The 26,886-nt window shown below is 65.3% G+C and carries 25 protein-coding genes; 12 read left to right on the forward strand and 13 right to left on the reverse strand.

What is annotated here, in order from left to right; translation table 11 throughout:
* The first annotated feature begins 50 nt into the window (after positions 1–50).
* From L0976_RS06870 to der, 3 genes are all read left to right on the forward strand, one after another.
* Complete coding sequence (locus L0976_RS06870; protein ID WP_234186639.1) at positions 51–635, forward strand: NnrU family protein; 585 nt, start codon at positions 51–53, stop codon at positions 633–635.
* A gap of 103 nt (positions 636–738) precedes the next feature.
* Positions 739–1,410, forward strand: a complete 672-nt coding sequence (locus L0976_RS06875) for a tetratricopeptide repeat protein (protein WP_203319608.1) — start codon at positions 739–741, stop codon at positions 1,408–1,410.
* Positions 1,411–1,447: 37 nt separating this feature from the next.
* Positions 1,448–2,878, forward strand: a complete 1,431-nt coding sequence (gene der / locus L0976_RS06880) for a ribosome biogenesis GTPase Der (RefSeq protein ID WP_234186640.1) — start codon at positions 1,448–1,450, stop codon at positions 2,876–2,878.
* A gap of 4 nt (positions 2,879–2,882) precedes the next feature.
* Here der and L0976_RS06885 read toward each other — a convergent pair whose 3' ends face one another.
* Together L0976_RS06885 and L0976_RS06890 are read right to left on the reverse strand one after the other, a co-directional pair.
* Positions 2,883–3,797: a sugar kinase gene (locus tag L0976_RS06885; protein WP_234186641.1), complete on the reverse strand. Its 915-nt coding sequence runs from the start codon at positions 3,795–3,797 to the stop codon at positions 2,883–2,885.
* A 15-nt stretch (positions 3,798–3,812) separates the two neighbouring features.
* The gene (locus L0976_RS06890) at positions 3,813–4,817 is read right to left on the reverse strand and encodes an Ldh family oxidoreductase (protein WP_234186642.1); all 1,005 of its coding nucleotides are present in this window, start codon (positions 4,815–4,817) and stop codon (positions 3,813–3,815) included.
* A 149-nt stretch (positions 4,818–4,966) separates the two neighbouring features.
* Between L0976_RS06890 and L0976_RS06895 the strand changes: the two genes are divergently transcribed.
* Positions 4,967–6,610 (forward strand): alpha-glucosidase, encoded by a 1,644-nt coding sequence (locus L0976_RS06895; protein ID WP_234186643.1) that lies wholly within the window; start codon positions 4,967–4,969, stop codon positions 6,608–6,610.
* Between the two features lie 163 nt (positions 6,611–6,773).
* Here the strand turns inward: L0976_RS06895 and L0976_RS06900 are convergent, their stop codons facing one another.
* From L0976_RS06900 to L0976_RS06945, 10 genes are all read right to left on the reverse strand, one after another.
* A complete protein-coding gene (locus tag L0976_RS06900; protein ID WP_234186644.1) occupies positions 6,774–7,043 on the reverse strand; it encodes a type II toxin-antitoxin system RelE/ParE family toxin in 270 nt (89 codons plus the stop codon).
* Positions 7,040–7,240, reverse strand: a complete 201-nt coding sequence (locus L0976_RS06905) for a hypothetical protein (protein WP_234186645.1) — start codon at positions 7,238–7,240, stop codon at positions 7,040–7,042. Before L0976_RS06905 ends, L0976_RS06900 begins: the two co-directional genes overlap by 4 nt.
* A 57-nt stretch (positions 7,241–7,297) precedes the next feature.
* Complete coding sequence (gene ade, locus L0976_RS06910) at positions 7,298–8,992, reverse strand: adenine deaminase (protein ID WP_234186646.1); 1,695 nt, start codon at positions 8,990–8,992, stop codon at positions 7,298–7,300.
* A gap of 169 nt (positions 8,993–9,161) precedes the next feature.
* On the reverse strand, positions 9,162–10,031 hold the full coding sequence (locus tag L0976_RS06915) for an aldose 1-epimerase family protein (RefSeq protein WP_234186647.1): 870 nt from the start codon (positions 10,029–10,031) through the stop codon (positions 9,162–9,164).
* A 489-nt stretch (positions 10,032–10,520) separates the two neighbouring features.
* A complete protein-coding gene (locus L0976_RS06920) occupies positions 10,521–11,846 on the reverse strand; it encodes an aspartate aminotransferase family protein (protein ID WP_234186648.1) in 1,326 nt (441 codons plus the stop codon).
* A gap of 175 nt (positions 11,847–12,021) precedes the next feature.
* Positions 12,022–12,360: a helix-turn-helix transcriptional regulator gene (locus tag L0976_RS06925; RefSeq protein ID WP_234186649.1), complete on the reverse strand. Its 339-nt coding sequence runs from the start codon at positions 12,358–12,360 to the stop codon at positions 12,022–12,024.
* Positions 12,361–12,535: 175 nt separating this feature from the next.
* The gene (locus L0976_RS06930) at positions 12,536–13,300 is read right to left on the reverse strand and encodes a HugZ family protein (RefSeq protein ID WP_234186650.1); all 765 of its coding nucleotides are present in this window, start codon (positions 13,298–13,300) and stop codon (positions 12,536–12,538) included.
* A gap of 86 nt (positions 13,301–13,386) precedes the next feature.
* On the reverse strand, positions 13,387–14,427 hold the full coding sequence (choV, locus tag L0976_RS06935; protein WP_203319596.1) for a choline ABC transporter ATP-binding protein: 1,041 nt from the start codon (positions 14,425–14,427) through the stop codon (positions 13,387–13,389).
* Positions 14,424–15,299 (reverse strand): choline ABC transporter permease subunit, encoded by an 876-nt coding sequence (gene choW / locus L0976_RS06940; protein ID WP_203319595.1) that lies wholly within the window; start codon positions 15,297–15,299, stop codon positions 14,424–14,426. The genes choV and choW overlap by 4 nt, the downstream gene beginning before the upstream one ends.
* A gap of 91 nt (positions 15,300–15,390) precedes the next feature.
* Entirely contained in the window at positions 15,391–16,350 is a 960-nt protein-coding gene (locus tag L0976_RS06945) for a choline ABC transporter substrate-binding protein (protein WP_203319594.1), read from the reverse strand.
* Between the two features lie 230 nt (positions 16,351–16,580).
* Between L0976_RS06945 and L0976_RS06950 the strand changes: the two genes are divergently transcribed.
* From L0976_RS06950 to L0976_RS06985, 8 genes are all read left to right on the forward strand, one after another.
* Positions 16,581–17,168 (forward strand): thymidine kinase, encoded by a 588-nt coding sequence (locus L0976_RS06950; protein WP_203319593.1) that lies wholly within the window; start codon positions 16,581–16,583, stop codon positions 17,166–17,168.
* A gap of 25 nt (positions 17,169–17,193) precedes the next feature.
* The gene (locus tag L0976_RS06955) at positions 17,194–17,574 is read left to right on the forward strand and encodes a cytochrome c family protein (RefSeq protein WP_234186651.1); all 381 of its coding nucleotides are present in this window, start codon (positions 17,194–17,196) and stop codon (positions 17,572–17,574) included.
* 162 nt (positions 17,575–17,736) lie between these two features.
* Positions 17,737–18,825 carry a hypothetical protein gene (locus L0976_RS06960; protein ID WP_234186652.1) on the forward strand — a complete coding sequence of 363 codons (1,089 nt, stop codon included), beginning with the start codon at positions 17,737–17,739 and terminating at the stop codon, positions 18,823–18,825.
* Between the two features lie 202 nt (positions 18,826–19,027).
* Complete coding sequence (locus L0976_RS06965; RefSeq protein WP_203319590.1) at positions 19,028–20,176, forward strand: hypothetical protein; 1,149 nt, start codon at positions 19,028–19,030, stop codon at positions 20,174–20,176.
* Between the two features lie 3 nt (positions 20,177–20,179).
* Complete coding sequence (locus L0976_RS06970; RefSeq protein WP_234186653.1) at positions 20,180–22,090, forward strand: AAA family ATPase; 1,911 nt, start codon at positions 20,180–20,182, stop codon at positions 22,088–22,090.
* Positions 22,091–22,100: 10 nt separating this feature from the next.
* Complete coding sequence (locus L0976_RS06975; RefSeq protein ID WP_234186654.1) at positions 22,101–23,402, forward strand: DUF6638 family protein; 1,302 nt, start codon at positions 22,101–22,103, stop codon at positions 23,400–23,402.
* Entirely contained in the window at positions 23,395–24,546 is a 1,152-nt protein-coding gene (locus L0976_RS06980; protein WP_203319587.1) for a DUF2333 family protein, read from the forward strand. Before L0976_RS06975 ends, L0976_RS06980 begins: the two co-directional genes overlap by 8 nt.
* Positions 24,547–24,623: 77 nt before the next feature.
* Positions 24,624–26,303: a formate--tetrahydrofolate ligase gene (locus L0976_RS06985; RefSeq protein ID WP_234186655.1), complete on the forward strand. Its 1,680-nt coding sequence runs from the start codon at positions 24,624–24,626 to the stop codon at positions 26,301–26,303.
* Positions 26,304–26,339: 36 nt separating this feature from the next.
* Here the strand turns inward: L0976_RS06985 and L0976_RS06990 are convergent, their stop codons facing one another.
* On the reverse strand, positions 26,340–26,846 hold the full coding sequence (locus tag L0976_RS06990; protein ID WP_234186656.1) for a DUF1993 family protein: 507 nt from the start codon (positions 26,844–26,846) through the stop codon (positions 26,340–26,342).
* Between the last annotated feature and the right edge of the window lie 40 nt (positions 26,847–26,886).

Consider the following 26,886-nt stretch of genomic DNA (forward strand, 5'->3'; position numbering starts at 1 on the left):
GATATTCCATAGACGGCGGCCGTCGGCCGATATTCATCAAGGGGTTTTCCATGACGTTACTCATCGCCGGTCTCGTTCTCTTCATCGTCACCCACCTGCTGCGCCCCGTCGCGCCGGGCCTGCGCAATGCCGGCATCGCGGCGCTCGGCAAGCCGGGCTGGATGGCGTTGCACGGCATCGTCTCGCTGGTGAGCCTTGCCCTCATCGTGTACGGCTTCATCTATGCGCGGGAGAACGACGGCGCGATGCTCTATTTCCCGCCGGCCTTCATGACGCATATCACTTTGACGCTGATGGCGATCGCCTCGGTCTGTCTCGTCGCGGGCTTCCTGCCTGCCGGCCATATCCGCACGAAGCTGAAGTTTCCGATCCTCGTCGCCATCAAGATCTGGGCGCTGGCGCACCTGCTGTCGAACGGCGAGAGCTATTCCGTGCTGCTCTTCGTGACGATCCTCGCCTGGGCGGTCATCCTGCGCATCACGCTCAAGCGGCGCATCGCCGCCGGCGAGACGGTGCTGCCCGTTTTCGTCTCGGCGAAATACGACATCGTCTCCATCGTCGTCGGTCTTGCGCTCTATGCCGCGATCGTCTTCAAGCTGCACGAATGGCTGATCGGCGTCGCGCCGCTCGGCTGACCGATTGCCGTTCCCCGGGGCTTTTCGCGTCTGCCCCCTTACAACGCCGAGAAAATCGGGTAGAAGGCGCTAACTTCAAACGTCAGTTGGCGCCGGGCAGGACATGGTAAATCAGGACGACAGCTTTATCCGCGAGGTGAACGAGGAACTGCGCTCCGACCAGATGCGCCTGGTCTGGAAGCGTTTCGGCCGCATCTTCATCGGCGCGGCCGTTCTCCTCGTGCTCGGCACGATCGGCAAGGTGGGCTACGAGTACTGGCGCGACAGCGAGGCTTCCGCTGCCGGCGACGAGTTCCTGGCTGCCCTCACCCTTGCGCGCGACGGCAAGAAGGACGAGGCGCTGGCAGCGCTCGGCAAGCTGGAAAAGGAGGGCTTCGGTTCCTATCCGGTGCTCGCCCGCATGCGCTCGGCCTCGCTGCTGGCCGAAACGGATGCCGAAGGCGCCATCAACGCCTTCACGGCGATCTCCAAGGACAGCTCGGTGCCGCAGGCGCTGCGCGATGCCGCGCGCCTTCGCGCCGCCTACCTGCTGGTCGACACGGGCACCTACGAACAGGTTTCCGCCGAGGTCGAGCAGCTTGCCACGCCCCAGGGCGCGCAGCGCCATTCCGCCCGCGAGGTTCTCGGCCTTTCCGCCTACAAGCACCAGGACTATGCGCGCGCCAAGGAATGGTTCGACGCCATCCTCAACGACAGCGAAAGCCCGCGCAACGTCGCCAACCGCGCGCAGATGCTGCTTGACCTGATTACGGCAAGCGGCAAGCTGTCCTCCTGACCTGGCATCTGCCGGGTCACTACAACGGAACACGTTCATGAGCTTCACCGTCGCCATTGTCGGACGCCCCAATGTCGGCAAGTCCACCCTGTTCAACAGGCTCGTGGGCAAGAAGCTCGCGCTCGTCGACGACACGCCCGGCGTCACCCGTGACCGCCGGCCGGGCGATGCCCGCCTCATCGACCTGAAGTTCCGCATCATCGATACGGCCGGTCTCGAAGAGGCCGCGCCGGAGACGCTGCAGGGCCGCATGCGCGCCCAGACGGAAGCGGCGATCGAGGAAGCCGACCTCTCGCTCTTCGTGGTCGATGCCAAGATGGGCCTCACCCCCGTCGACCAGACGCTTGCCGAGATGCTGCGCCGCAAGGGCAAGCCGGTCGTGCTGGTCGCCAACAAGTCGGAAGCCCGCGGCTCCGACGGCGGCTTCTACGATTCCTATACGCTCGGCCTCGGCGAGCCGACGCCGATCTCCGCCGAGCACGGCCAGGGCATGCTGGACCTGCGCGACGCCATCGTCGCCGCCATCGGCGAAGAGCGGGCCTATCCCGAGGACGACGAGGCCGTCACCAATATCGATGTGCGCGCCGAATTGGCCGAAGGCGCGGAAGCGGACGAGGACTTCGAGCCGGAATACGACGAGACGAAGCCGCTGCGCGTGGCCATCGTCGGTCGTCCGAATGCCGGCAAGTCGACGCTGATCAACCGTTTCCTCGGCGAGGACCGCCTGCTGACCGGCCCGGAGGCCGGCATCACGCGCGATTCCATTTCCGTCGAATGGGACTGGAAGGGCCGCACCATCAAGATGTTCGACACGGCCGGCATGCGGCGCAAGGCGAAGGTGCAGGAGAAGCTGGAAAAGCTTTCCGTCGCCGACGGCCTGCGCGCCATCCGTTTTGCCGAGACCGTGGTCATCGTCTTCGATTCCACCATTCCGTTCGAGAAGCAGGACCTGCAGATCGTCGACCTCGTGCTGCGCGAGGGACGCGCCGCCGTGCTCGCCTTCAACAAGTGGGACCTGATCGACGACCCGCAGGCCGTGCTTGCCGAACTTCGCGAGAAGACCGACCGCCTCCTGCCGCAGGCGCGCGGCATCCGCGCCGTGCCGGTCTCCGGCCAGACGGGCCGCGGCCTCGACAAGCTGATGCAGGCCGTCATCGACACGGACCGCACCTGGAACCGCCGCATCTCCACCGCCAAGCTCAACCGCTGGCTGGATGCGGTGCAGACGCAGCATCCGCCGCCGGCCGTCTCCGGCCGCCGCCTGAAGCTGAAATACATGACGCAGGTGAAGGCCCGCCCGCCGGGCTTCATGATCTCCTGCACGCGTCCCGACGCGCTGCCGGAATCCTATATCCGCTATCTCACCAACGGCCTGCGCAACGACTTCAACCTGCCGGGCGTGCCGATCCGCATCCATTTCAAGGCGGCGGACAACCCGTTCGCCGGCAAGGCCAAGAAGAAGCGCTGAGCGCTCATCCCTCCGGCAGCCTGTCCTTCGCCACCAGCGCGCCGTGATGCTGGATGACGGCGGCGGCGACCTTTGCCGCGAAGCGGGCGGCGTCCCCTGGCGTTGCGCCCGTTGCGAGACGGGCCAGGAATGCGCCGTTGAAGCTGTCGCCCGCGCTCGTCGTGTCGACGATCTTCTCCACCTGCGCCGAAGGCACATGGCTGCGCTTTTCGCCGAAGACGAGCGTCGCGCCCTTGCCGCCATCCTTGACCACCTGTTCCGCGACGCCGAGCGCATTGTAACGGCCGATGGTTTCCTCCAGCGAGGCGTCGCCGAAATGGGTCGTCTCGTCGTCGAGGCTCGGCATGACGAGCGTGGCGGCGCGCGCGCCCTCGGTGATCGTCGCGCGCATGCGCTCCGCATCGTCCCACAGGCGCGGGCGGATATTGGGATCGAAGACGACGCGCTTGCCGGCGGCCCTGGCACGGCGCAGTTCTGCAAGCAGGGTCTCCACGTCCTCCGGGGGCAGGATGGCGAGCGTGATGCCGGAAAAGACGATGATGTCCGAGGCCTCAATCGCGGCACGCAGCCGGTCGCCGTCCTGTGCGAGGCGCTTTGCGGCGGATGCCGAGCGCCAGTAGGAGAAGCTGCGCTCGCCGTCCTTGAGGTGGATCATGTAGAGGCCCGGCGCGCGGCCTTCGATGCGGGCGACATGGGTCGTGCCGATGCCGTGGCCCTCCATGAAGGCCAGCATCTCGCCAGAGATCGTGTCCGTGCCGACGGCGGAGAGATAATCGACGCTCCAGTCGGACGGCAGGTACTGGCGGGCGTAATAGGCGGTGTTGAACGTGTCGCCGGCGAAGCTCTTGCGCATCAGGCCGCCTTCGGCCTGCATCAGTTCCACCATGCACTCGCCGATCGCCAGCAGCCGTCCCGCCATGCCCGTTCCTCCCGGTCAACTTCGCCGGAAAGAGGAAATACTGTCAAAGAGTTGGCGGGGCAAGACGATGCCGGCGCTTTCTGCCTGCCGCCGACGCTCCAGGCGTTCGAGGCCGGGAATGTAGACGCCGTAATCGCCGGAAAGGCGCTGCACCTGGCCGGAGAGCCGGGCCGGGAAGTCGTCGGCGAAAAGCGTCGGCGAGAGGGCAAGGACGAAGAGGCCGACGCCGGGCGTGACCTCGCCCGCCTGGAAGTCCGGCGCGTCGAGCGACCAGTTAGCACCCGTGAGGCCCGCGGCCAGAACCTCCACCATGAGGGCGATGTTCGCCCCACGCGCGCCGCCGAAGGCCAGCAGCGCGCCCTGCATGGCCGCGAAGGGGTCGGTGGTCGGCTCGCCGTCCTGATCGAGCGCCCAGCCCTCGGGAAGCGCCTCGCCGCGCGCCGCGGCCGCGCGGATGTTGACGAAGGCGGTGGCGCTCGAGGCCTGGTCGACCAGCAGCAGCCGGCCGTCCGCCAACGGGGCGGCGAAGGCGAGCGGATTGGTGCAGTAGACCGGCTGGCGGCTGCCCGAACCGGCGAGAAGCGCCGGGCCGTTGGTGGCGGCCAGCGCCACGAGGCCTTCTTCGGCGAGGCGGGCGGCATACCAGCCGAGCTCGCCGGCGGTATAGCTGTTTTGCGAGGCGAAGACGGCGATGCCGAAGGTCTTGGCCTTCGATACCAGTTCCTCGCAGGCGGCCGAGAAGCCGTGCTGCGCCACGCCGCCCATCGCGTCGCATTTCATGATGGCGGGCACGGGCGAGGTGATGAGCGGCTCGGCCCGGCCTGCGATGCGGCCGTCGACGAGGCCGCGCATGTAGTCCGTGAGGTGCTGGAGGCCCATGGTCCGCCTGCCGGCCATCTCGGCATCGACGGTGGCGCGGGCGAGCGCCGCGGCGGCGGCCTCCGCCATGCCCACGCGCGCAAGCGCGGCACGGGCGAAGTCGATCGCCTCGGTCGGGGAAAGGGTGACGTTATCGGCCATATGGTCAACCTTCTCTATGGAATTGGCCGGCATCATCGAGACCGGCCGGTCTTTCGTCAACCTTCGAAAAATCGGGGCATGTGCCGTTTACGCTCCGGGGGGTGCGCGTTACATCTTGCCCGAGACAAACAGCAGCGGAGCAGGAACGCATGGCAAAGCCCCATAAGAAGATCGACGACTGGTGGCGCGGCGCGGTCATCTACCAGGTCTATCCCCGCTCGTTCCAGGACACGACCGGCGACGGCATGGGGGACCTCAGGGGCATCACCAGGCGGCTCGGGCACATCGCCTCGCTCGGCGTCGACGCCATCTGGCTTTCGCCCTTCTTCAAGTCGCCGATGGCGGACATGGGCTATGACGTCTCGGACTATTGCGATGTCGATCCGATGTTCGGCACGCTCGCCGATTTCGACGCGATGCTGGCCGAGGCCCATCGCCTCGGCATCAAGGTCATCATCGACCAGGTGATCTCGCACACGTCCGACCAGCATCCCTGGTTCGTCGAGAGCCGGTCCAGCCGATCCAACCCGAAGGCGGACTGGTATGTCTGGGCCGATCCCAAGCCGGACGGCACGGCGCCCAACAACTGGCTGTCGATCTTCGGCGGGCCGGGCTGGGAATGGGACGGCGTGCGCAAGCAATATTACATGCACAACTTCCTGACCTCGCAGCCGGATCTCAACTTCCATAACAAGGCCGTGCGGGACGCGCTGCTGAAGACCGTGCGCTTCTGGCTCGACCGCGGCGTGGACGGCTTCCGCCTCGACACGGTGAACTTCTATTTCCACGACCGGAAGCTGCGCGACAACCCGCCCCACGAGCCGAACCCGGACGAGATCGGCCTCGATGCGCCTGATGTGAACCCTTATGGCATGCAGACGCATCGCTACGACAAGACGCAGCCGGAGAATGTCGATTTCCTCAGGCGCTTCCGCGCGCTGCTCGACGAATACGAGGGGCGCATGACGGTGGGCGAGGTCGGCGACGGCGCGCGCTCGCTGAAGACGGTCGCCGAATACACGGGCGGCGGCGACAAGCTGAACATGTGCTACACGTTCGACCTGCTCGGGCCGGATTTCACCGCCGACCATATCCGCAAATGCGTGCAGGGCTTCCAGCGGGCGGTGACGGACGGCTGGGTCTGCTGGGCCTTCTCCAACCACGACGTCAACCGCCATGTCAGCCGCTTCATCCATGCCCCGGAGGAGCGCGAGCGCGTCGCCAAGCTGGCGATTACCCTGCTTTCGACGCTGCGCGGCTCGATCTGCCTCTACCAGGGCGAGGAACTGGGTCTCACGGAGGCCGAGCTTGCGTTCGAGGACCTGCGCGATCCCTATGGCATCCGCTTCTGGCCGGCCTTCAAGGGCCGCGACGGATGCCGCACGCCGATGCCCTGGCAGCGCGGCGAGGCCCATGCCGGCTTCAGCACCGCCAAGCCCTGGCTGCCGGTGCCGGAGGACCACGCCCGCCTTGCCGTCGATACGCAGGAGAAGATCGCCGGCTCCGTGCTCAATCACTACCGCGCGACGCTCGCCTTCCGCAAAGAGCACGAAACACTGCACGACGGCGACATGTCCTTCCTCCATTCCAACCACGACATCCTCGCCTTCACCCGCGAGAAGGCCGGCGAGAAGCTGCTCTTCGTCTTCAACCTGACGCGCGAGAAGGCGGAATTCGTGCCGGCGAAATCGCTGAAGCTCGGCGAACCGCTGCCGGTCCCCGGCTTCGGCGCGAAGCTGAAGGACGGGACGATCGAGCTGGACGCGCTGGACATGGCCTGCGTGCGGCTCTAACAGACTGCTGATTGACCTCGCCACGCGCACTGCCGTCATCCTCGGCCTTGAGCCGAGGATTCATTTTCCTCAAAGGGTTATGGATGCTCGGGTCAAGCCCGAGCATGACGAAGGAGAGGCTTTCCGGATGGCAAGACTGCCGCGCGCTTTTGCTCGAAATGCTTTAGCGTTTGCGTCCGACGAGCCGGTCGTATTCGGCGTGCGAGCCTATCCAGAACCAGACGAGCGTTTCGCTCTCAGGAACCTTGACGGCCAATGCCCGCCAGGAAAGGCCAACCCGCGCGGACCAGAATCGACCGACAGGCTTCAGCTGAAGGGACGGATGTTCGGGATTCGCCTTGAGCAGATCAAAGTTCTTGTCTGCCTGCTGGCGTATATGCGGGGGAAGCGCATCGTAGCATTTCCAGAATGCTTCCGTTGCGTGGTGTTTCAAAGCGGACGCGTCCGTTGGCTACGGAACTGGGCGAGGGCAAGTTCCGCAAGTTCATCCAGCGTTCCGTTGGCGACGTCTTCCGCCATGTCTCGATCCCAGCGCTCGGCCTGAAGCGCCTCGAACCATGCGGAAAATCGCTCGAATTCCTCCGGGCTGAGTTCCGATACGCTTTTTTCGATCTGCTCCAGCTTCGTCATATCCGCGATCCTTTCGTACATATTGTACGGGAAGAAGGATTATACGGAAAGCCGGCCTCACCCGATCAGCGCGAACCGGTCCACATCCACCATCCCCCTGTCGGAAATCTTCAGGTGCGGGATGACCGGTAGCGGCAGGAAGGCGAGCTGGAGGAAGGGTTCTTCCAGCGTAGCGCCGAGGGCGAAGGCGGCCTGGCGCAGGTGATGCAGGGTGTCGCGCACGGCCTCGTAGGGTTCGAGGCTCATCAGGCCGGCGACGGGCAGGGCGATCTCGCCGGTGACCTTGCCGTTCTCCACCACGACGAAGCCGCCCTTGATCTCGCCGAGGCGGTTCGCCGCGAGCGCCATGTCGTCCTCGTCGACGCCGACGACGCAGATATTGTGGCTGTCGTGCCCGACCGTCGAGGCGATGGCGCCCTTCTTGAGGCCGAAGCCCTGCACGAAGCCGTTGGCGTGGTTGCCGTTCTTGCCGTGGCGCTCGATGACGGCGACCTTGATGATATCCTGTGCGAGGTCGACGGCGGTCTGGTTGCCGCCGGCCGGCAGGCGGTAGCGGCGGTGCTCGGTGATGATCTTGCCGGGCAGGACACCGATGACCGAAGTCTCGCCTTCGGTGACGGGGACGGCGAAATGGGCGGCGCTGACGGGGCGAGCCTTGACGCTGTCGAGGCCGACCGGCTCGACCGTCTTGCGGGTCGCGAAGAGCGCGTCGTCCACCTTGCGGCCGGCGGAGAAGACCATCCCGGCCTTGCAGGTCTCCAGCGTATCGACGACGACGAGGTCGGCCCGCCAGCCGGGGGCGACGAGGCCGCGGTCGCGGAGGCCGAAGGCCTTGGCCGCGGAGATGGAGGCGGCGCGGTAGACGGCGAGCGGGGCGCGGCCGTGGGCGATGGCCGTGCGGATCATGTAGTCGAGATGGCCCTGCTCGGCGATGTCGAGCGGGTTGCGGTCGTCGGTGCAGAGGGCGAGGAAGGGCGAGAGCCGTTCGGTGAGGATCGGCATCAGGGCGAGGAGGTCCTTGGAGACGGAGCCCTCGCGGATGAGGATGTGCATGCCCTTGCGGATCTTCTCCAGCGCTTCCTCGGCCGTCGTGCATTCGTGCTCGGTGCGGATGCCGGCGGAAAGATAGCCGTTGAGGTCGTTGCCGCGAAGGAGCGGCGCGTGGCCGTCGATATGGCCGCCCTGGAAGGCCTCCAGCTTGGCGAGGCAGACGGGATCCTTGTGGATGACGCCCGGGAAATTCATGAATTCGGCAAGGCCGATGACCTTGGGATGGTCGCGGAAGGGGAGCAGGCGCTCGACCGGCAGGTCGGCGCCGGAGGTTTCCAGATGCGTTGCCGGCACGCAGCTCGACAGCTGCACGCGGATATCCATGATCGTTTCCATCGCGCTGTCGAGGAAGAACTGGATGCCTTCGGTGCCGAGCACGTTGGCGATCTCATGCGGGTCGCAGATGACGGTGGTGACGCCATAGGGCAGCACGCAGCGGTCGAATTCGTGCGGCGTCACCAGCGAGGATTCGATATGGAGATGCGTATCGATGAAGCCGGGCACGACGATGCGGTCGGTGATGTCGATTTCCGTCCGGCCCTTGTATTCGCCGCAGGTGCCGACGATGCGCTCGCCGCAGATGGCGATATCGGAGGCGACGAGCTCGCCCGTCACGAGGTCGAAGAACTGCCCGCCCTTCAGCACGATATCGGCATCCTCGCGGCCGGTTCCCTGGTCGATGAAGCGTTCCAAGTCGGTCATGGCTGGTCTCCGAATCCTTTTCGCAGACTCTAGAGCATTTCCGCTTTTCTCCGAGTCGCGAAAATGCGCCAACTCTTTGCTTGCCGCATTTCCCTACGCAAAATCGCTTCGCATTTTTGCTGGAAATGCTCTGGCCGCCGCAGGAAGAAAGGGCCGGGGCGGCGGATCTTCAGCGCGGGAAGGTCACGGTGAAGGCGAAGCGCGTGCGTGCGCCCGCGGCAAGCAGGGTGGTGAAGGGCCGGTCCTTCAGCTCGCGCGCGCCGCCATATTCGGCGGCCGTGCCATGCCACGGCTCGATGCAAAGGAAGGGCGCGCCGGGCTTGGTCCAGAGCGCGAGGTTCGGCAGGCTTTCGAAACGGAAGCGCAGCGCCGGGCCATCCTCGGCGGCATAGCTGAGGCCGGTGCCGGCGCCTTGCGGGAAGACGAGGGCGTCGTTTTCGAAGAGCGCATGGGCGAGCGTGAGCCGGCCATCGCTGAAGGGCGAGGGGAGCCGGTGGGGCGAGAGGAGGCCCTTTTCCAGCGGCTGGCGCTCCGGCATTCCTCCATTGTCGAGCGTGACGGTGTGCGGCCGGCCGGCGGCGCCCGGCAGGGGCCAGAGGAAGGCGGGGTGGAAGCCGCAGCCGAAGGGCATGGGGACCGCGCCGCGGTTCTCCACTTCGGCGGAGACGGTCAGCGCCGGGCCATCCAGGCGGTGCTCGACGGAAAGCCGGAAATCGAACGGATAGGCGGCGCGGGTTTCCTCCGATGCTTCCAGCACGTAGCGGCAGGCGCTGTCCTTGGCCGCTTCGAGCGAGAATTCCCGCCGGCGGGCAAAGCCGTGCTGCGCCATCGGATAGGGCTTGCCGTCGATCACCAGCGTATCGTCCGGCGCCTTGCCGACGATGGGGAAGAGGACCGGCGAGCGGCCGGTCCAGAAGGCGGCGTCGCCGTTCCACAGCCAGTCCGCCCCGTCGCGCGTCGTCGCGGATTGCATCTCGGCGCCGAGGGCGGAGACCTCGATGGAGAGGAATTCGTTCGCTATGCGGGTCATGGTCGGCATCGGCTGGCCCTCGTCGTGGTGGCCGCACAATTGCGCTGAACGGGGCGGACTTGCAAGAGCGGCGGTCGATGATGGCATGTGCCGCTTGCCCCTCATCCGGCCTGCCGGCCACCTTCTCCTCGGCTGTGGGGCGAAGGGGATATGCCGCGCCGGTTTCCCCAAGTTGTCAACGTTGCGTGAAGCAAGACTCGTCTCCCCGCTAGCGGCAGACTTCGACGTTGCCCCATTCCCCTGCTCCCCAGCGGGGAGAAGGTGCCGGCAGGCGGATGAGGGGGATGTCGAAGGGAAGAAGGGAAGTCTTTCCGTAACTCGCCCCCTCATCCGACCCTTCGGGCCACCTTCTCCCCGAGGGGAGAAGGGAAGAGAGGTTGCTTCGAATTCCATATCCGGTAGCCCTGCCACTAGCAGGAGAGGGGGCAAATGCCACCCTGTGCCGCGAGAAACAAAAATGGCGGCCGAAGCCGCCATTTTCCTGAAAATCCGCCCGGCTCAGATATTGTTCTGCAGGACCTCGCGCAGCTTGCCGAACAGTTCGTCGATCTCAGGCTTCTCGATGATGAGCGGCGGGGAGAGGGCGATGATGTCGCCGGTCGTGCGGATGAGCAGGCCCTTCTCGTAGGCCTTGAGGAAGGCGTTGAAGGCGCGCTTGGTCGGCTCGCCGGGGATGGAGGCGAGCTCGACGGCGCCGATCAGGCCGACATTGCGGATGTCGATGACGTTCGGGCAATCCTTCAGCGAGTGCAGGCCCTCTTCCCAATAGGAGGCAAGCTCGCTGGCGCGGGTCAGAAGGCCCTCTTCCTTGTAGGTGTCGAGCGTGCCGAGGGCGGCGGCGCAGGCGATCGGGTTGCCGGAATAGGTATAGCCGTGGAAGAACTCGATCATGTGTTCCGGGCCGTTCATGAAGGCGTCGTGGATTTCCGACGTCACGAAGACGGCACCCATCGGGATCACGCCGTTGGTGAGGCCCTTGGCGGTGGTGATGATATCAGGCTTCACGTCGAAATACTGCGCGGCGAAGGGCGCGCCGAGGCGGCCGAAGCCGGTGATGACCTCGTCGAAGATCAGGAGGATGCCGTGCTGCGTGCAGATCTCGCGCAGCTTCTGGAGATAGCCCTTCGGCGGGATGAGGACGCCGGTGGAGCCGGCGACCGGCTCGACGATGACGGCCGCGATGGTCGAGGCGTCATGCAGGGTGATGATGCGCTGGAGTTCGCTGGCGATGTCGCCGCCATGCTCCGGCTCGCCGCGGGAGAAGGCGTTCTTGTCCGGGAAGTGCGTGTGCGGCATGTGGTCGACGCCGGTCAGCAGCGTGCCAAACATCTTGCGGTTGGAGACGATACCGCCGACGGAGATGCCGCCGAAATTGACGCCGTGATAGCCGCGCTCGCGGCCGATCAGGCGGAAGCGCGAGCCGTCGCCCTTGGCGCGGTGATAGGCGAGCGCCACCTTCAGCGCGGTCTCGACCGATTCGGAGCCGGAATTGGTGTAGAGGACGTGGTCCATGCCATCGGGGGCGATGTCGACGAGGCGGTTGGCGAGTTCGAAGGCCTTGGGATGGCCGAGCTGGAAGGCGGGGGCGTAGTCGAGCTCGCCCGCCTGCTCGCGGATCGCCTCGGTGATCTTCGGCCGGCAGTGGCCGGCGTTGACGCACCACAGGCCCGCCGTGCCGTCGAGCACCTGACGGCCGTCATGGGTGGTGTAGTACATGTCCTTCGCGCCGACGAAGAGGCGCGGCTCCTTCTTGAACTGCCGGTTCGCCGTGAAGGGCATCCAGAAGGCACGCAGATCGTTGGGGGTGTTGAGGCGGTTGGACATGCGGTCTCTCCATGGCCTTTGAATGCGGGGGCCGTCCCGGCTGGCGGTGCGGAAGGGGCGGGATTTTACCCGATGGTCAAACTATCAAGGCGCCCGGAGGCGTCAAGCGGAGCTTCCATGCGAAACGCCCCGGATTTTCATCCGGGGCGCTGGAAGGCGGAGGATTTCGGGGATTTCAGGCGATGCGGAGCTTCTTTTCCGCCGCGCCGTTGCTCGAGCCCCGGTAGATTTGATCGAGCGCTTCGAGAATGGTCATCACGGCATCCGACTTGCTGGAATAGTAGATGGTCTGCGCATCGCGACGGGTGGTCACGAGGTTCTGCGCGCGCAGTTTCGAAAGATGCTGCGACAGGGCCGACTGGCTGAGGCCGACCTGATTTGCAAGCGCGCCGACGGCGATTTCGCCGCTCACCAGGACCTTCAGGATGAGAAGGCGCTTGGGATTGGCCATGGCGGAAAGAAAATCGGATGCAACTTCGGCCTGTGCGTGTTCTGCGTCTGAAATCTTGTCCATCTGAAACTCCTTTGGGCGTTTCCGCTTTCAAATCATGTGATTTTATGTGAATCCGCTTGTTAGCATATAAACAAAACCTACCTCATCAAGAGCAAGAAATGGGGGTAGGGTGCACGTATGACGCTAAATTCCCCCCGCAATGACGGGGGGCGCGAACAGCGAATTCGTCGGCGGGTCAGCCCGCTGCTCTTGCTTCCCGAAGCAAACGTGCAAGCTCGCTGCGAAGTTCCCCGGCGTTTTCAAGCTCATGGGGAAATTCGAGGCGCTTCAGCCTGTCCCCGCTCGCAAGGTCGACGCCGGCCGCGTCCAGTCCGACGATGATCCAGTCGCCGTCCCTCGCGCGGCAATAGTGGCGGGCATAGACGCCGGCGGCCTCTGCGTGGTCGCTGTTCATGTGCTCGACGGCGCCGGTTTCCATCGCCGCAAGCGCGCTGCGGGCGGGAGAGCGAATCAGAAGGTCGTCGGCGGTGAGCAGAAAGGCCTTGCCGAAACCGCCGTTGAGGAAGGCGCGCTCGGGCACCAGGCGGAAGAAGGTGAAGTCGGGGAAATCAACGTAGAGTTTTGCCTTGGGGTGGCGGCGGACGAAGCGCTCGCGCAGCGCCGCGCGCGCTTCACTTTCGCGTGATACTTCCTCGGCGGTGCAGATGACGGTGAGGCGCGGGTGGGCGAGGGGATCGCCCTTGCCGGGCTCGCCCGCCAGCAGCGAGGCGCGGGGGTCGGCCCGCAGCGCCTGGGTATGCGAGGAGAGCGCGGAGACGAGGATGACGGGCGTGCCGTCCGTATCGGTGCCCGTCAGCGTGCGGCTGGCGAAGGGCGCGCCGGTTTCCGGCTCCAGCACGGCGAGCGCGCAGCTTCGCGCCGAGCGCAGCAGGGTGCGGGCGAGGTTCCGCGCCTCGTCGTCCGTTTCGCGCAGAACGCCCGGTTTGTCCTTTTCGCTCATGATGTCGGCTCTCCTGCTGGCGGCGATGAAAAAGGCAGCGCCCTTGCTGCGGGCGCTGCCCTATCTAATCCGATCGCGGCCGGCTGTCAGCCGCGTCTTCGATGCCGCGTCAATCCGTTCACGATGTCCTGCGCGTTGATCGTGCCGATCACCGTGCCGTTGTCGACGACGCCGACATTGCCGGGCGTGCGGGCCATGGCGTCGAGCACGTCGACGAGGGGCGTCGCCGCCGTCGCCGTCGCCGTGACGCCGCCATCGCCGGAGGCGCCCTGCTGCATGACGTCCCCGGCCGTCAGCATGTTGATCGGGTTCATGTTCTGCACGAAATCCGCGACATACTGGTTGGCGGGGTTCTTCACGATCTCCTGCGGCGTGCCGCACTGGATGATGCGCCCGCCTTCCATGATGGCGATGCGGTTGCCGATGCGGAAAGCCTCGTCGAGGTCGTGGCTGACGAAGATGATGGTCTTCTTCAGCCGGCGCTGGAACTCCAGCAACTCGTCCTGCAGGCGCGTGCGGATCAGCGGGTCGAGCGCCGAGAACGGCTCGTCCATGAGCAGGATCGGCGCGCCGGTCGCGAAGGCGCGGGCAAGGCCGACGCGCTGCTGCATGCCGCCGGAGAGTTCGTCCACCTTGCGGTCCGCCCATTTGGCGAGGTTGACGAGTTCGAGCTGTTCGGCGACGCGCGCCTTGCGCTCGCCGTCCGGCACGCCGGCAAGCTCCAGCCCGAAGCCGACATTGTCGGCGACGGTGCGCCAGGGCAGCAGGGCGAACTGCTGGAACACCATGGAGACGGTGTGCATGCGGAAATCGCGCAGCGCCTTCGGCGTCGACGCATAGGGGTTCACGCTGGCGCCGCCGGCCTTGACCTCCACCTCGCCGCGTACCACGGGCGCCAGCCCGTTGACGGCACGCAGCAGCGTCGACTTGCCCGAGCCGGAAAGGCCCATCAGCACGAGGATCTCGCCCTCGGTGATGGAGAGCGTGGCATCGGCAACGCCGAGCACGAGGCCGGTTTCCGCACCGATCTCGTCGCGGGTCCTGCCTGCGTCGACCATCGCCAGCGCCTTTTGTGGGTTGTCGCCGAAGATGATGGAGACGTTCTTGAAAACGACGGTCTCGGTCATTTCGCGTCTCCCTCGTCGGAGGAGCGGAAGAGGCGGTCGAGGATGATCGCGAGGATCACGATACACAGACCCGCTTCGAAGCCCATGGAGATGTTCACGGTGTTGAGCGCGCGCACGACGGGAACGCCGAGGCCCTTGGCGCCGACGAGCGCGGCGATGACCACCATCGACAGCGAGAGCATGATGGTCTGGGTGAGGCCCGCCATGATCTGCGGCGTGGCGAAGGGCAGCTCCACCTTGCGCAGCACCTGGCCCGGCGTCGCGCCGAAGGCCTGCGCGGCCTCCACCAGCGAGGGCGGCGTCGAGATGATGCCGAGGCGCGTCAGGCGGATCGGCGCGGGGATGGCGAAGATCACCGTGGCGATCAGGCCCGGCACCATGCCGAGGCCGAAGAGGATGAGCGCCGGGATGAGGTAGACGAAGGTCGGGATCGTCTGCATGAGGTCGAGGATCGGCCGGAGGATCGAGTAGAACCACGGCCGGCGCGCGGCGGCGATGCCGAGCGGCACGCCGACGACCATGCTGACCCCCGTCGCCGCCAGCACCAGCGCCAGCGTCTCCGTCGTCTCCTTCCAGTAGCCCTGGTTCACGATGAGCAGGAGGCCGAGGAAGGTGAAGGCGGCAACGCCGAGCGAGCGGCGGAAATACCAGCTGAGGCCGGTGACCAGCGCGATGAGGAACAGCGCATAGGCGAGCTTGCCGCCGGCGCTGGTGATGAAGGGTCCCTGCAGGAGGACGAGCAGGATGTCGATGCCGGCCTGCAGGAAGACCTTGAGGAAGTCGAACAGGCCCTTGCCGTTGGTCGTCAGCCAGCTGACGGCTTCCTTGGCGATCGGGCCGATCGGAATTTTTGAGACGGTAAGCCAATCCACGGCAGCAAGCCCCTGGCTGGATGTTGACGATGTACGACTGTGCGCAGCGAAGAAGGGCGGGAAAGTTTCCTTCCCGCCCTGTTCCTGCCTGTCAGAGGCCGAGTGCCGTCTTGACGGCCGGCAGGGCCTCGCCGCTGCCGTCCTTCGTCGTCACGCCTGCAAGCCACGGCTCGACGGCGGAAGGATTGGCCTTCAGCCATTCGGCGGCCGCCGTTTCCGGATCCTGGCCGTCGTTCAGGATCTTGCCCATGATCTGGTTTTCCATCTCCAGCGAGAACTTGAGGTTCTGCAGGAACTTGCCGACGTTCGGGCATTCGGTGGTGTAGCCCTGGCGAACGTTTGTATAGATGGTCGCGCCGCCGAAGTCGGGTCCGAAGACGTCGTCGCCGCCGGTCAGGTAGGTCAGCTTGAAGTTGGCGTTCATCGGATGCGGTTCCCAGCCGAGGAAGACAACGGGCGTGCCTTCCTGCTCGGCGCGGGCGACCTCGGCCAGCATGCCCTGCTCGGAGGATTCGACGACCTCGAAGCCGGAAAGGCCGAACTTGTCGGACGAGACCATGTCGATGATCAGGCGGTTGCCGTCATTGCCCGGCTCGATGCCGTAGATCTTGGCGCCGAGCGCGTCCTTCTGCTTGGCGATGTCGGCGAAGTCCTTGATGCCGAGCTCGGCGCCCTTGGCGTTGGTCGCCAGCGTGTACTTCGCGCCCTCGAGGTTTTCGCGCACGACCTCGACGCTGCCGTTGTCGCGGAACGGCTTGATGTCGGCTTCCATGGTCGGCATCCAGTTGCCGAGGAAGACGTCGATGTCCTTGTTGCTGAGCGAGGTGTAGGTGACGGGTACCGAGAGAACCGTGACTTCCGTCTCGTAGCCGAGGCTCTTCAGGATCGTCGTCGCGGTTGCGGTGGTGGCCGTGATGTCCGTCCAGCCCACATCCGAAAAGCGGACCTTGCCACAGCTTTCCGCTTCGGCGGCCGAAACATCGGCGATGCCGAACGCGAGGACGGACACGGCTGCGGCAAGAAATGTCTTTAATGTCGATGCAGTCTTCATTTTATTTGCTCCCCTTATGACCGGTGTTTTAGCCAATCACCAAAACGGCAGGCTTTCAAGCGCCTTGGCGTAGCCCGAAGCCTCTGAAAGGTCCAATAAATTTCAGACCTGTTCGCAATTGCGCACATGGATGTCGCAAAGGATGGGCCGTGCTGTTTTCTGTGGTTTGCAGGGCTTTGCGACTGGAAAATCGGCGGTCGCCGGGCGATGAGGCTGGAACGGAGAAAATCATGGCCAAGCTCTATTTCAGTTATGCGACGATGAATGCCGGCAAGTCGACGCTGCTCCTGCAGGCATCCTACAACTACCGCGAACGCGGCATGCGCACGGCGATCTTCATCGCCTCCTTCGACGACCGCGCCGGGCAGGGCCGAATCTCCTCGCGCATCGGCCTTGCCGCCGACGCCATCGCCTTCGACCATTCCGACGATCTTTACCGGCATATCGAAGCGCTGAACGGCGACGGGGCGGGGGAGATCGCCTGCGTCTTCGTCGACGAGGCGCAGTTCCTGTCGCCCGAGCAGGTCTGGCAGCTCGCCCGCGTCGCCGACCGGCTGCATGTCCCCGTCATGGCCTATGGCCTGCGCACGGACTTCCAGGGCAAGCTGTTTCCCGGCTCGCAGGCGCTGCTCGCCATTGCCGACGAGCTGCGCGAGGTGCGCACCATCTGCCATTGCGGCCGCAAGGCGACGATGGTCGTCCGGCTCGGCGCCGACGGCAAGGCGGTGCGGGAGGGCGCGCAGGTGGAAATCGGCGGCAACGACAAGTACGTTTCCTATTGCCGTCGCCACTGGGACGACATCATGAGCGCCGAATGAGGCGAGGGCGGCGAAAGGACGGACCATGAAAAAGCTTCCCGCACTCGCTGCCGGCATCCTCTGTCTTGCCGTCGGCCCCGCCCTGGCGGACGGCGATGCCGTCGCGGGCAAGGCGGTGTTCCGCAAATGCGCGCCGTGCCATTCGGTGGAACCGGTCAACCGCGTCGGCCCGACGCTCGCCGGCGTCGTCGGCCGGCCGGTCGCCTCCGTCGGCGACTACGGCTATACGGCCGCGATGACGGCCTTTTCCGCGGGCGGCAAGGTATGGAGCGAGGCCCTGATCGCCGAATACCTGCTGTCGCCAAGGGCCATGGTGCCCGGCACCCGCATGACCTTCGCGGGGTTGAGGAAGCAGCAGGACATCGCCGACCTCATCGCCTACCTGAAGGCGCCGGCGACCCGGTAGCGGCCAGCCGGATATTTTTCCGCCGGCCTTGCACGCCGTCGCGGGCGTCCCACATCTTGTGCGGGGCAGGTTCCTATCTGTCTGAAATCGTATAGTGTTGCCGCGTCGGAATAAATCGGGCGGCGCAGACGTCTGCCGTGGAGAGCGCAAGGGAAAAGGCATATGGCCACACTTCAGAACTTCGATGCCGAGATTGAAAAGACCCGCGGCGTCGTCAACCAGATGCGCGGCAAGCTGGAGCAGTCCGGCGTCGTGCTGGAGCAGTTCGCCAAGGCGGACACCAAGCTCGGCGACGTCAATTTCGACATCGAGAATGCCCGCATCCAGGACGTCATCGCCCAGCAGAAGGTGATGGAAGGCAATATCGCCGACCTGATCATCGGGCTCGAGGACGCCACCAATATCTTCGGCACCGAATTCGAGAGCATGAAGAGCTATACGGGCTACGAGAAGTTCATCGGCATCTTCTCCAAGCAGAAGATGCAGCGCATGCGCACCGACCGCGTGCGCAACATGTCGCTTGCCGGCAATCTCCAGGAGCTGCTCTCCAAGTCCGACACGATCGTCGGCATCCTGAAGGAGCAGAAATCGATCCTCGACCAGCGCTACAAGACCTCCGAGGCGAGCCTCGTGCAGGTGATCGAGCGCCGCAAGGCCACGATGGCGAACCTGGAGGCGACGCAGAAGCGCATCGAGGAGCTCAACCCGCTTCTCATGGACATCGAGAACCGCATCGCCGCCTCGACGGACCAGAAGACCCGCACGGACCTCGAAGGCGAGCGCTCGGGACTTGCGACCGAGTACAACCAGATGCAGGCGAAGGAGCAGGAGCTTCTGGCCGAAAGCCAGACGCTGGAGCGCTACACCTCGATGTTCCAGACCTTCGTCGATTCGCTCAACAACCAGATCGCGGCGCAGAACACGCTGATCAACAAGCTGACCATCGATACCGAGCAGCGCATCGTGCTTTACAAGGCGCTGGAGGACTCGTTGAAGACGGCCGCCCAGCAGGACGTGGCGCACAAGATCAACACGCTCGGCTCGCAGGTCGACACCGCCGCGGAGGAGACCATGGCCGGCATCGGCTCGGCCGCCCAGCGCCATATCGGCGACCTTCTGGAGATGCACGAGAAGAACATGCTGGCCACGCAGGACATCCAGCGCCGCAAGAAGCTCGCCGACGACGCCTTCGCGCGGCGTTTCCAGGCCGTCATGGACAAGCACAACGCCGCGAACTACGTGAAGTCGTGATGACGGGCGCCGTGCATTTTCCTGCCGGTTTGCCCCTCACCACAACCCTCACCCCGCAAGCGGGGAGAGGGGGCTTGCCCCACGAATGGTTATGGGCTGGGGAAAAGAGCGCGGCATATCCCCTTCTCCCCGCAGCCAGGGAGAAGGGGGCCGGCAGGCCGGACGAGGGGCGGCGCTGTGCCCTGCGCGGGACGGCTGCGCCATGAACATCCCCGCCGACAGCCCCGTCGCGCAGTATTTCTCCGCCATCCGCGCCGCCCTCGGCGGGCTGGAGATATTCCTCGGCGACCGCAATTCCCCGCTCTACCGCAACTCCGTGGTGGGCGAGGTGGTCATGCCGTATCTCGCGCGGCTGAGGGCGTCCTTCGCCTGCTGGGAGAACCGCATCGGCTTCGTGCGGCAGTTCCGCATCTCGCGCGCCGAGAGCGGCTTTCCCGTCTTCCAGAACGTGATGGAGCTGGAGAACGACCGGCAAAGCGCGGAAAAGCGCCTCGCCGCCATGCCGGATGCCGACCAGCTCCGCGCGGAGATGGCGGATTTCATCCTGCGGCAGAAGGCGTTTCCGGCCGATCTCCAGGCGCGCATGGCCGAGCGGCTCTATCTCGAACAGATCGGCAAGGGCGACATCTTCTCGCCCTTCGTGCTGCCGGAAACGATCCGGGTCGCCGTCAACCCCAAGACCCTGCGGCCCTACTACGTCGTCTGCTGGGGCGCCTTCGACGGCACCGCGACGCTGCCGACGGTTTATATGGCGACCATCGAGGATTCGAGCGAGAACGTCGTCAAGATGCTGGTGACGGCCGACGGCAGGCTCAACCCGGATGTCGACATACCGCTGCCCGTCGGCGGGCTGCTCAATCCCGAGCTCGCCAGCCGCTTCGACGATTTCGCGCTGAAGAACAGCGCCTATTCGCTGACGCCGGTGACGATCGCCACCAATCTCGACAAGGATTTTCCCACGCTGCATCCCAAGCAACTCCGCCGCATCGTGCTCGGCCCCTTCTATTCGGCCGGCATCACCGAGAACAATGCGCGCGTCAACGAGATCCTCTCCAAGGTGCGCAAGCCCGAAAATGCCTGGCTGCTCACCTGGACGGTGCAGGAGGTGTTTTCCAAGGCCGAGCGCCCGGCGCAGAAGGGCTTCTGGAACTCGACGCCCGCGCAGGAGGAATTCCACATCGAGACCGACGACCTGGAAGCCGCCCGCATGGGCGTCAGCGCGTATGAAAAGCATGCGCTCGTGCCGCACGATGCCTATCAGGCGCTCTATGCCGCGGGCGAGACCGCCGGCATCTTCGGCGGCTACAAGGTTCATGTGATCTCGGGAAACCAGGTGATCAGCGAGGGATAGCCGATGAGCCTCAATGCCGGACTGACGACCATCCACGAGGACGACATCGCCAAGCACCAGGCGGCGGCGCAGAGCCTCGTCACCCGGCTCGTCATCCTCGAAAGCGATGATGGCAGGAACGGCACGGCGCTGGCCGGAACCGGCCGCCGTTTCGTCTCCACCGTTTCGACCGCCGGCGCGCGCCGCACGCACGAGGTGGAGCTGGTGAAGACCATCCAGTCCGTGCGCGCGTCCGATCCGCTGTTCTCGCCGCCGCAGCATGCGGTGCTCTTCCGCGCCCGCCGCGGGCTCCAGGTGGCGCTGGCGGTGACGGATGCCTTTTCCCGGCAGACGAACCTCGAAGGCCTTCAGGCGCGCAATCTTTCCGCGCCGCTCACCGGCGACGAGGCGAACCGGTTCAAGGCGCTGCTGGCCGCGTCCGCCTATATCGCCGCCTTCACCTTCGCCGCCTATCTCGGCGCCACGCTGCCGGGCGAGGGGGAACCGGTGGAGGACGGCGGGGAACCGGACTATCTCTTCGATACGCCGCAGGATGCGCTGAAGAGCATGGTGGCCGGGCTCGACCGCACTCTCGCCGGGGCGCCCGACGATACGGCGCTCGTCAGCCGGGCGCGCGCCTTCTCGCGCGTCGCCATCGAGGGGCTGATCGGCCGCCGGGCGCGGTTCACCGGCCTTGCCGGCTTCGAGAACGCCCATATCCGCATCGAGCAGGACGATTTCACGCTGTCCGGCTTCGACGTTGCGCCCGGCCAGAAGCGCAAGCCGCTCGTCATGACCTTCAAGAAGCCGAACGAGATCATCGGCAACCACATTGCCAAGTACCAGGCGATGAAGCTCGCCAAGATGCTCGTCGCCTATGATTTCGAGCGGCAGATGAACCCGTTCGTCGAGCTCGGCGGCTTCCTCTTCACCTTCATCGGCGACGGGATGCCGGGCACGGGCAAGACGATCCTCATCCAGATGCTGGCCGGCCTCGTCAACGACTACTGCCAGGTCGCCGGCTATGCCTTCCACTACGAGAATTTCGGCGTCGACCAGATCTCGTCCTACCAGGGCAAGTCCGGCCAGAACTGCAAGGAATTCGTCACCAACGTCATGAACCCGAAGGCCATCGGCTTCGGCACGATCGACGACGTCGACCAGGTCGCCGCCAAGCGATCCGACGACCGCGCCTCGGCCGGCCAGCACGAGGTGACGGCCGTGCTGATGGAGAGCTTCGCGGGCGCCTCGACGGTGGTGCGGGGCAACTGCACCTTCGGCATGTTCTCCAATTATCCGGAAAATGTCGACGATGCGCTGCGCCAGCGCGCCGGCGCCCGCTGGCTGGTGGATGGGCCGCAGACAGAAGACGACTATATCGACATCTTCGCCATGCTGGTCGGCAGGAACCATTCGATCCCGCTCGGCGGGCACGCGCTGTTCGAAGGGCAGGAGATCCGGCGCGCCGTCTCCAGTTCCTACGGCCAGCATGCGCGTCCGCAGGAGGAGGGGCTTCTCGCCGTCTGGGAGCGGCACGAGAAGGAGCACGGCGCGATCCGCACGCTGGAGGACATCGGCAGCTACCTGCATGCGATCAAGGTCGCCGAGCCGCGCTTCACCGGCCGCGCCATCAAGAACATCACCGATGCGATCAAGATGCGCGCCATGGACGTGGACCTGCCGGACGACTGGTTCACGACGGCCGACGCCTTCATGCACAAGGGCTACGACGAGAAGAAGGCGATGATCGAGGAACTGCGCGGCCCGATCACCATGGAGATGGTCCTCCAGGAGATCAACCGCTACGCCGACAGCGAATTCCGCTACACCGACAAGTCCGACGACGCCGCCGTCTCCGACATCATCCGCCGCGAGCGCCAGCGCGAGAAGGCGGTCCGCGAGATCGAGGCGATGAAGGCGGAGGGGCGGTGGTGAGGATGCCCGAATGAACCGCCTCCTCGAAGCCGAATTGATCTATGGGCGGCTCCTGCCGGTCGACGAGCCGCATCTGGTCGAGCGCTACAACAAGGCGCTGGACGGGTTCGGGATGCGGCGCACCGGGCTTTCCAGCTTCCGCATCGACATGACCGGCTTTTCGCCGGAGATCGCCGACGAGCTGGGGGACCGGGATTATCTCGACCCGAACCGGGTCAACCGGCGCTTCATCATCATGACGCCGGACCAGGTGAACCTGCCGGTGGTGCATACGAGCTTTTCCAACACCGCCGCGCTGATGCACGAGTTCTTCTCGGCCAATGCAAGGGCGATCAACGCGATCACCATCCGCGACGCGCTCTATGGCGAGATCGAGGATTCCGTCTCTGTCGTCAACGACATCGACGACCTGCTCTCGATCAACGAGGTGCGCTTCCGGGTGCTTTCGGCCGAGGACATGCTCGGCAAGGCGGGGGAGCTGCGCGGGCTGGTCGACCGGCTGAAGACGGTGCCGAACGCCTGGGCGGACGACGCCATGCTGGACCGCATGGTCGAGCTCGCCAGGCAGACCGGCGACATAAGGCAGAACGCGCTGGTGCCGGACCAGCTCGTCTTCCGCCACGAGGCCTACTGGGCGAACCATTTCGGCGGCGTCTACGTCTTCCTCGACGACAGGACGACGACCGTGATCTGCGATCCCACCGTGCCCGGCTTCCGCCGCTCGCGGCCCTGGCAGGTGAGCTACATCGCGCTCGACGACCACAAGCGCATCTTCGACTTTCTGGCCTCGACGAAGCGCCTTGAGCTGCCGCGCGCCTCCTGGGTCGAGCCTTCCGGCCTCTTCCAGCACCGGGCGGACATGACGATCGCCGGCCTCGTCAACAGGAGCGACCCGACGGCGGACCTGCAGAAGACGGACCGCATCTGGCTGCAGACCTGGATGCACCGCAATGCCGCTCTCGTTTCCGAGGAAGGCACCTATCCGTTCCTGCAGGAGGCGATCCGCACCGTTACGGCGACCGGCGAGATCAAGATCGCCGAGGTGGCGCCGGAACGGCGCTTCCTTCTGGTGCGCGCGGCGCCCGACCATCCCGACCAGTGGCTGGTCAACCGCCTGATTTCGCAGATGGTTCCGCATGACTTCGTGTCGCGCTTCGTCTTCGACAAGCAGGGCTTCTACGCGGCCTACGAGCACTACAGCGAAAAGTTCCGCGAATACGTTGTTGCGACATTGACGCGAACCTATCTGCAGGACAAGGCTGCGTTCCGCAGGAAACTCTTCGGCATCAGAGAGGACGACCCCAATGCTTGACCCGATCGTCGCGTTCTTCCAGCGCATCTTCGCGGCCATCGGCCGGGGCATCGGCCTCGTCATCGCCTGGATCCTCTGGCCGTTCATCACGGTGGGCAACTGGTATCGCGCGCGCGGCTGGATCATCAAGGGGCCGATCGGCATCGCGCTCCTCGTCCTCGCCGGCTTCTACGCCTATTTCATCTGGCAGACGCAGGTGTGGAGCGGCTTCAATCCCGATTACGTGAACGCCTACAATCTCGGTCAGCGCAAGCAGGACGCCGGTACCGCGGCTGCGGGCGCGGCACCGGCGACGCCGGCGGCGGGAGAGGTGAGCGAGCCGGCCCCGAAGACCTGCACGCGATCTGCCATCGTCGACGTGACCGCCGATCTCATCGACTTCAACGTCAACCAGAATGCCTGGATCTCCTCGATGCTGCTCTACAAGCTCGGGCTGTTCGGGCTCGACTGGGACAGGACGCCCTGGTTCGACAACAAGGCCTCCTTCCAGCGCGGCATCAACCAGGCGGTCCGCCGCACGGCCGTCGAGCTGGTGGATGCGCTCGGCCGCGTGCGCGGCACGTCCGGCATCAACAACGATCTCCAGCGCGCCCGCGGCAACCTGCAGTTCGACGAGGAGACCTGGTATTTCGGCTCCAATTCGCTGCTGCCGAAGACGCCGACCCCCACCTATTACCGCACGGCGATGACGGACCTGCGCAAGTTCAACACCTCCCTGGAGGCGTGCGACGCGATCTTCGACGGGCGTTCGGACAACCTGATCGAATTCCTCGACCGGATCACCAACGACATCGGCGCGACGACCGCGATGATCCGCGAGCGCTCGGAGTTCTATAACGGCGGCTGGTTCGATACGCGGGCGGACGACCGCTTCTGGTTCGCCTATGGCCAGCTCTACGGCTATTACGGCATCCTTTCGGCCGCCGGCGCGGATTTCGACGCGGTGATCAAGGCGCGCGGCATCGAGCCGCTGTGGATCGAGAGCATCAAGCAGCTCCGCTCTGCGCTGAACATCCAGCCGGCGATCATTTCCAACGGTCGCGAGGATGGCTGGATCATGCCGACGCATCTTGCCACCATGGGCTTCTATATCCTGCGCGTGCGCTCCAACCTCGTGGAAATGCGCGACGTGCTGGCCCGATGAGCGGGCAAACGGGAAGTTGCGGATAGCGGCGAGGAGAGGGATTTTCGCTATTCGCTGTTTTGGGGAGGAAACACCGCATGGCAGACGTGAAGTCCGACATCGAAATTGCCCGCGCAGCGAAGAAGAAGCCGATCCTGGAGATCGGCGAAAGGCTCGGCATTCCGCCCGAGCATCTCCTGCCTTACGGGCATGACAAGGCGAAGATCAGCGCCGAATTCATCGCCGCGCAGAAGGGCAGGCCGAACGGCAAGCTGATCCTCGTGACGGCGATCAATCCGACGCCGGCCGGCGAGGGCAAGACGACGACGACGGTGGGCCTGGGGGACGGGCTCAACCGCATCGGCCGCAAGGCGATCACCTGCATCCGCGAGGCTTCGCTCGGTCCCTGCTTCGGGGTGAAGGGCGGGGCGGCCGGCGGCGGCTATGCGCAGGTGGTGCCCATGGAGGACATGAACCTCCACTTCACCGGCGACTTCCACGCCATCACCTCGGCGCACAATCTCCTGTCCGCGCTCATCGACAACCACGTCTACTGGGGCAACGAGCAGAACATCGACATCCGCCGCATCGCCTGGCGGCGCGTGATGGACATGAACGACCGGGCGCTGCGCCACATCGTCGCCTCGCTGGGCGGCGTGGCCAACGGCTATCCGCGCGAGACCGGCTTCGACATCACCGTCGCCTCGGAGGTCATGGCGATCCTCTGTCTTGCGACGGACCTGCGTGACCTCGAACGGCGGCTCGGCAACATCATCGTCGGCTATCGCCGCGACAAGTCGCCGGTCTTCGCCCGCGACATCAAGGCCGACGGGGCGATGACGGTGCTCCTGAAGGACGCCATGCAGCCGAACCTCGTGCAGACAATGGAGAACAACCCGGCCTTCGTGCACGGCGGTCCCTTCGCCAATATCGCGCATGGCTGCAATTCGGTCATCGCCACCACGACGGCGCTGAAGCTTGCCGATTACGTGGTGACGGAAGCCGGCTTCGGCGCCGATCTCGGGGCTGAGAAGTTCTTCGACATCAAGTGCCGCAAGGCGGGCCTCAAGCCGGACGCCGCCGTCATCGTCGCCACCGTCCGCGCCATGAAGATGAACGGCGGCGTGAAGAAGGACGATCTCGGCAGGGAGAATGTCGAGGCGGTGATGAAGGGCTGTGCCAATCTCGGCCGGCATGTGCAGAACGTCAAGAAGTTCGGCGTGCCTGTCGTGGTCGCCATCAATCACTTCACATCGGACACCGAGGCGGAAATCCGGGCGGTGAAGGAGTATGTCGCAACGCTCGGGGCGGAGGCGATCCTGTGCAGGCACTGGGCGCTGGGTTCGGCCGGCATCGAGGAACTGGCGCAGAAGGTCGTCGACCTTGCCGAATCCGGCCTTGCGCAGTTCTCGCCGCTCTATCCGGACGAGATGCCGCTGTTCGAGAAGATCGAGACGATCGCCAGGGACATCTACCATGCCGGCGAGGTGATCGCCGACAAGGCGGTGCGCGACCAGCTGCGCGTCTGGGAGGAGCAGGGCTATGGCAGGCTGCCGGTCTGCATGGCCAAGACGCAATATTCCTTCTCGACGGACCCTAACCTGCGCGGCGCGCCCACCGGCCATACGGTGCCGGTGCGCGAGGTGCGCCTGTCGGCGGGCGCCGGCTTCGTCGTCGTCATCACCGGCGAGATCATGACCATGCCGGGCCTGCCGAGGGTGCCCTCGTCGGAAAAGATCTTCCTCAACGAGGAAGGCCATATAGAGGGCCTCTTCTGAGAGAAGGGGCGCCTCGGGCGCCCCATGTGATGGCGGTCACGTCCGGCCGAGGAAATCGAGCTTGCCGACGGCAACGCCGTTGTGGCGCAGGATCGCGTAGGCGGTCGTCAGGTGGAAATAGAAGTTCGGCAGCACGAAGGTGAGGAGATATTCCTTGCCGGAGGAACTCGTCTCGCCGCCGCGCGTCTTCAGGACGACGGTGCGTTCCGCCGCGCCCTCGAAGGCGGCTTCCGGCACGGAGGCGAGGTAGGCCGTCGTCTTTTCGATGCGGGCGCGCAGGTCCGCCAGCGTCGTCTCGTCGTCGGCAAAGCTCGGCGCCTCGGTGCCGGTAAGGCGTGCGGCGGCGCCCTTGGCGGTATCGCTCATGCGCTGTACCTGGCCGGCGAGCGGGAGCATGTCGGGCGCAAGGCGTGCATTGACCAGGATCTGCGGATCGATCTTCCTTTCCTGTGCGAAGGCTTCGGCCTTGTCGAGCAGCCTGGACAGGACGGCGAAGCCGCGTTGAAACGCCGGAACGGAGAGGTCGTAGGGAGAGATCGACATGGAAAGCCTCTGGATGGGAATGACGGAAGGCCGCGGCGGG

Source organism: Shinella sp. NM-101, from assembly GCF_021401195.1.
Lineage (GTDB): Bacteria > Pseudomonadota > Alphaproteobacteria > Rhizobiales > Rhizobiaceae > Shinella.

What these genes read in the sequence shown, in the direction of transcription:
- L0976_RS06885 (WP_234186641.1), bottom strand. Translation starts at nt 3,797, where the DNA reads ATGGCGGGACGGCTGCTGGCGATCGGCGAGTGCATGGTGGAACTGATG.
- L0976_RS06955 (WP_234186651.1), top strand. Translation starts at nt 17,194, where the DNA reads ATGAAAAAGCTTCCCGCACTCGCTGCCGGCATCCTCTGTCTTGCCGTC.
- ade (WP_234186646.1), bottom strand. Translation starts at nt 8,992, where the DNA reads ATGACCGACTTGGAACGCTTCATCGACCAGGGAACCGGCCGCGAGGAT.
- L0976_RS06915 (WP_234186647.1), bottom strand. Translation starts at nt 10,031, where the DNA reads ATGCCGACCATGACCCGCATAGCGAACGAATTCCTCTCCATCGAGGTC.
- L0976_RS06920 (WP_234186648.1), bottom strand. Translation starts at nt 11,846, where the DNA reads ATGTCCAACCGCCTCAACACCCCCAACGATCTGCGTGCCTTCTGGATG.
- der (WP_234186640.1), top strand. Translation starts at nt 1,448, where the DNA reads ATGAGCTTCACCGTCGCCATTGTCGGACGCCCCAATGTCGGCAAGTCC.
- L0976_RS06945 (WP_203319594.1), bottom strand. Translation starts at nt 16,350, where the DNA reads ATGAAGACTGCATCGACATTAAAGACATTTCTTGCCGCAGCCGTGTCC.
- L0976_RS06870 (WP_234186639.1), top strand. Translation starts at nt 51, where the DNA reads ATGACGTTACTCATCGCCGGTCTCGTTCTCTTCATCGTCACCCACCTG.
- L0976_RS06970 (WP_234186653.1), top strand. Translation starts at nt 20,180, where the DNA reads ATGAGCCTCAATGCCGGACTGACGACCATCCACGAGGACGACATCGCC.
- L0976_RS06965 (WP_203319590.1), top strand. Translation starts at nt 19,028, where the DNA reads ATGAACATCCCCGCCGACAGCCCCGTCGCGCAGTATTTCTCCGCCATC.
- L0976_RS06990 (WP_234186656.1), bottom strand. Translation starts at nt 26,846, where the DNA reads ATGTCGATCTCTCCCTACGACCTCTCCGTTCCGGCGTTTCAACGCGGC.
- L0976_RS06890 (WP_234186642.1), bottom strand. Translation starts at nt 4,817, where the DNA reads ATGGCCGATAACGTCACCCTTTCCCCGACCGAGGCGATCGACTTCGCC.
- L0976_RS06980 (WP_203319587.1), top strand. Translation starts at nt 23,395, where the DNA reads ATGCTTGACCCGATCGTCGCGTTCTTCCAGCGCATCTTCGCGGCCATC.
- L0976_RS06975 (WP_234186654.1), top strand. Translation starts at nt 22,101, where the DNA reads ATGAACCGCCTCCTCGAAGCCGAATTGATCTATGGGCGGCTCCTGCCG.
- L0976_RS06905 (WP_234186645.1), bottom strand. Translation starts at nt 7,240, where the DNA reads ATGACGAAGCTGGAGCAGATCGAAAAAAGCGTATCGGAACTCAGCCCG.
- L0976_RS06985 (WP_234186655.1), top strand. Translation starts at nt 24,624, where the DNA reads ATGGCAGACGTGAAGTCCGACATCGAAATTGCCCGCGCAGCGAAGAAG.
- L0976_RS06950 (WP_203319593.1), top strand. Translation starts at nt 16,581, where the DNA reads ATGGCCAAGCTCTATTTCAGTTATGCGACGATGAATGCCGGCAAGTCG.
- L0976_RS06875 (WP_203319608.1), top strand. Translation starts at nt 739, where the DNA reads ATGGTAAATCAGGACGACAGCTTTATCCGCGAGGTGAACGAGGAACTG.
- L0976_RS06925 (WP_234186649.1), bottom strand. Translation starts at nt 12,360, where the DNA reads ATGGACAAGATTTCAGACGCAGAACACGCACAGGCCGAAGTTGCATCC.
- L0976_RS06930 (WP_234186650.1), bottom strand. Translation starts at nt 13,300, where the DNA reads ATGAGCGAAAAGGACAAACCGGGCGTTCTGCGCGAAACGGACGACGAG.
- L0976_RS06960 (WP_234186652.1), top strand. Translation starts at nt 17,737, where the DNA reads ATGGCCACACTTCAGAACTTCGATGCCGAGATTGAAAAGACCCGCGGC.
- choV (WP_203319596.1), bottom strand. Translation starts at nt 14,427, where the DNA reads ATGACCGAGACCGTCGTTTTCAAGAACGTCTCCATCATCTTCGGCGAC.
- L0976_RS06895 (WP_234186643.1), top strand. Translation starts at nt 4,967, where the DNA reads ATGGCAAAGCCCCATAAGAAGATCGACGACTGGTGGCGCGGCGCGGTC.